Raw genomic sequence first — 3,294 nt, 5'->3', positions numbered from 1 at the left:
AGCGACTGCCGGTAGGCGGTGTCCATGAAACGGTCGAGGCCTTCGACGTCGGCGAACAGGTCGGAGCGGGTTTTCATCGGGGCGTCGGGGTCGATGCGCTTGATGACACGTGCCGGATTGCCGGCGACGATGGTCCAGGGCTCGACATCCTTGGTCACCACCGAGCGCGCACCGACCACGGAATGATCGCCAATGGTCACCCCCTTGCCGACAAAGGCGCCATCACCGATCCAGACATTCCGGCCCAGCTTGACCGGTTTGAAGTCCGGCTGCGGGTCGACGCGGTCATGGATGGAGTGCCAGTCGCAATCGGTGATCGTGACCTTGTTGGCGATCAGGGCCGCATCGCCGATCTCGATCTCGCCGGCGGCGAGGATGCGTGTGCCCGGCGCCAGGAAGACATGATCACCCAGGCTGATCCGGCCGGACTGGGTCTGCGGTGACCAGACGGTGAGGCGGACCGGGTCATGCTTGTTGGCGATGATGTGGAGATGGTCACCGGCGGTGATATTGGGTCCGAAGACCTCGACCGCCCAGGGCAGGACGATCTTGGGGTCGCGGCCGATCTCGGCGAAGTGCGGGGCCAGGAAATGGCCAGCCCAGGCATTCTCGAACTGCTCCCAGAAACGGTGCATCCAATAGGGGCGGTGATCGCGGCGCATGGGGTGTCCCGTCTGGCTGGCGGCTGTGCCCGCAACTTGCCGCACGACGCGGCGACGGCAAAGCTTTCACCTGCATGAGACAAGAAGGGAGCGGTCCTGTCTCGCCTGTGGTGCAGGCGGCGGACCGGCGGAAATGATGGGTTTGAGCGTGTCCATGGATGCCGCGGCAGTCGCGGCCTATCTCGACGAGGTCTTCCCGCAATGGAATCAGGGCGGGATCAGATTCGGGATTGAACGGATCGAAGCCGGGCGCGCCATTGTGAGCGCTGAAGCGCAGGCCGCGCATCTGCGCCCGGGCGGGACAGTCTCGGGCCCAACCCTCTTCACCCTGGCGGACTTCGCGGCCTATGCCGTCATTCTGGGGCATGTCGGAAAACAGGCGCTGGCGGTGACCACCAATCTCAACATCAATTTCCTGCGCAAGGCCCCGCCCGGACCGGTGGTGGGCCATTGCCGCCTGCTGAAACTCGGGTCGCGACTGGCGGTCACGGATTGTGATATCACCGCTGGCGGCTCGGATGACTTGATCGCCCAGGCCAGCGCGACCTATTCCCTGCCGCCCAAGCAACATCATGGCTGAACCCGCATGACCGAAACGCCTGAAACCGAGCTCACCGATCCCGATCCGATCGAGGCCGCCATTCTGAGTCTTGTCGCGGCCGCACCGGAGGGCCGCTCCATCTCGCCCGCCGATGTCGCCAAGGCGGTTGATCCGGAGCGCTTCAATCGCAAGTTCGGCCATGTCCGGCAGGCGGCCATCCGTCTGGCCAAAGCGGGCAAGGTGACCATTTTGCGCAAGGGCAAGCCGGTCGAGGATCCGGAGAGTTTCAAGGGTGTCTGGCGGATTGGCCGCGCCTGATCTCCACACGCTTCTCGCGGATATCCGCGCCTGCCGGGTCTGCGCCGATGCCATGCCGCATGAACCGCGCCCGGTCATTCAGGCCCATCCGGATGCCCGCATCCTCCTCGTCGGCCAGGCGCCGGGCACCCGCGTCCACGCCTCGGGCAAGCCTTTCACCGACCCGTCCGGGGACCGCCTGCGTGAGTGGATGCAGATCGATGAGGCGGATTTCTACGACCCGGCCAAGCTGGCCATTGTCCCGATGGGCTTTTGCTTCCCGGGCCTGGACGACAGGGGCGGTGACCTGCCGCCGCGCCGGGAATGTGCGCCGCTGTGGCAGGAGAGGGTGCGCGAGGCCTTGCCCGGTATTCGCCTGACCCTGCTGGTCGGCCAGTATGCCCAGCGCTTCTGGCTGGGTTCGCAGGCGCACAAGACGCTGACCGAAACCGTGCGTCATGCGGCCGGTTTCGGGCCTGATTTTCTACCGCTCCCCCATCCCTCATGGCGGAATAGTGGTTGGTTGCGCAAAAACCCCTGGTTTGGGGAAATAATTCTCCCGATGTTGCGGTGCCGCATAAAAGAATTGTTACCGTGACCACGTTTCGGGGTGTTTTCGAGCGCTTGTGTGTTGTCCTCTGAAAGGGTATCCCGGCGCCCGAAATCGCGGCTCCGCAAGCGGCGGCCGTATCAGCTGAACAAAAGGGTTTGCTGCCTATGAGCGTTCTCGAGCATCCGTCTTTCGACAATCACGAGAGAATTCTTTTCGCGACCGACGAAGTCACCGGGCTGAAAGCCATCATCGGTGTCCACACCACGGTCAGCGGTCCCGCCTGCGGTGGCTGCCGCATGTGGACCTATCCCAATTCGGAGGCTGCGCTCCAGGACGTGCTGCGCCTGTCCCAGGGGATGAGCTACAAGAATATCATGGCCGACCTGCCGATTGGTGGCGGCAAGTCCGTCATCATGAAGCCGGAAGGCTCCTTTGACCGTCGCGCTCTGTTCGAGGCCTTTGGCCGGGCCGTGGCCAGCCTCAACGGCATGTACATCACGGCCGAGGATGTCGGCGTGAGCCCGGACGACATGATGGCCGTGCGCGCCTCGACCGAGCATGTCGTCGGTCTGCCGGAAGGCAAGGACGCCTCGGGTGACCCGTCGCCGGTGACCGCCGAGGGCGTGTTCCGCGGCATGAAGGTCTGCGTCGAGCGCGGTCTGGGCAAGTCGGACATGTCCGGCGTCAAGGTCGCCATCCAGGGCGCCGCCGGCCATGTCGGTGCCTATCTGGCCGGCCATCTGGCCAAGGCGGGTGCCGAGCTCTTCATCACCGATATCAACCAGGATGGTCTCGAGCGTCTCAAGGCCGAGCACGGCGCCACCATCGTCGGGCTCGATGACATCTATGAGCTCGATGTCGATGTCTTCGCACCCTGTGCGCTGGGCTCGGTGATCAATCCGGACACGATTGACCGCATCAAGGCGAAGATCATCGCCGGCGCCGCCAACAACCAGCTGGCCACGCGCGAAATGGGCGCTGAAATCCTCAAGCGCGGCAAGGTTTACGCACCGGATTATGTGCTCAATGCCGGCGGCATCATCAATGTGATGGGCGAGATTGCCGGCGACTTCAATCCGGAATGGGTCCAGGGCAAGCTGGTCGGTCTCGAGAACACGCTGGGCGAGATCCTCGACCAGTCCGAGAGCGAAGGCCGCCCGTCCAACCTCATCGCCGACGAGATCGCCCGTCAGCGCATCGAGGAAAAGCGCGCCGCCAAGCTGGGCAAGGCCGCTTAAGCG

Annotated in this window: 5 protein-coding genes; 4 read left to right on the top strand and 1 reads right to left on the bottom strand. The window is 64.2% G+C overall.

Annotated elements, in window-relative coordinates:
• A partial coding sequence (locus QZ266_RS10220) for a DapH/DapD/GlmU-related protein (RefSeq protein ID WP_295694782.1) occupies nucleotides 1–662 on the bottom strand: 662 nt, incomplete at its 3' end.
• Nucleotides 663–816: 154 nt separating this feature from the next.
• Here QZ266_RS10220 and QZ266_RS10215 point away from each other — a divergent pair.
• From QZ266_RS10215 to QZ266_RS10200, 4 genes are all read left to right on the top strand, one after another.
• Nucleotides 817–1,242 (top strand): PaaI family thioesterase, encoded by a 426-nt coding sequence (locus tag QZ266_RS10215; RefSeq protein WP_295694779.1) that lies wholly within the window; start codon nucleotides 817–819, stop codon nucleotides 1,240–1,242.
• A 6-nt stretch (nucleotides 1,243–1,248) separates the two neighbouring features.
• Complete coding sequence (locus QZ266_RS10210) at nucleotides 1,249–1,521, top strand: DUF3253 domain-containing protein (protein WP_295694777.1); 273 nt, start codon at nucleotides 1,249–1,251, stop codon at nucleotides 1,519–1,521.
• Entirely contained in the window at nucleotides 1,508–2,098 is a 591-nt protein-coding gene (locus QZ266_RS10205; protein ID WP_295694775.1) for a uracil-DNA glycosylase family protein, read from the top strand. The genes QZ266_RS10210 and QZ266_RS10205 overlap by 14 nt, the downstream gene beginning before the upstream one ends.
• A gap of 119 nt (nucleotides 2,099–2,217) precedes the next feature.
• Nucleotides 2,218–3,291, top strand: coding sequence for a Glu/Leu/Phe/Val dehydrogenase dimerization domain-containing protein (locus tag QZ266_RS10200; RefSeq protein ID WP_295694772.1), 1,074 nt, complete (start codon nucleotides 2,218–2,220; stop codon nucleotides 3,289–3,291).
• Nucleotides 3,292–3,294: the final 3 nt, after the last annotated feature.

Source organism: uncultured Maricaulis sp., assembly GCF_905480005.1.
Classification (GTDB): Bacteria; Pseudomonadota; Alphaproteobacteria; order Caulobacterales; family Maricaulaceae; genus Maricaulis.
Note: the sequence above shows the minus strand (reverse complement) of the source record. Positions and strands in the feature narration are given on the sequence as shown.

What these genes read in the sequence shown, in the direction of transcription:
- QZ266_RS10215 (WP_295694779.1), top strand. Translation starts at nt 817, where the DNA reads ATGGATGCCGCGGCAGTCGCGGCCTATCTCGACGAGGTCTTCCCGCAA.
- QZ266_RS10210 (WP_295694777.1), top strand. Translation starts at nt 1,249, where the DNA reads ATGACCGAAACGCCTGAAACCGAGCTCACCGATCCCGATCCGATCGAG.
- QZ266_RS10200 (WP_295694772.1), top strand. Translation starts at nt 2,218, where the DNA reads ATGAGCGTTCTCGAGCATCCGTCTTTCGACAATCACGAGAGAATTCTT.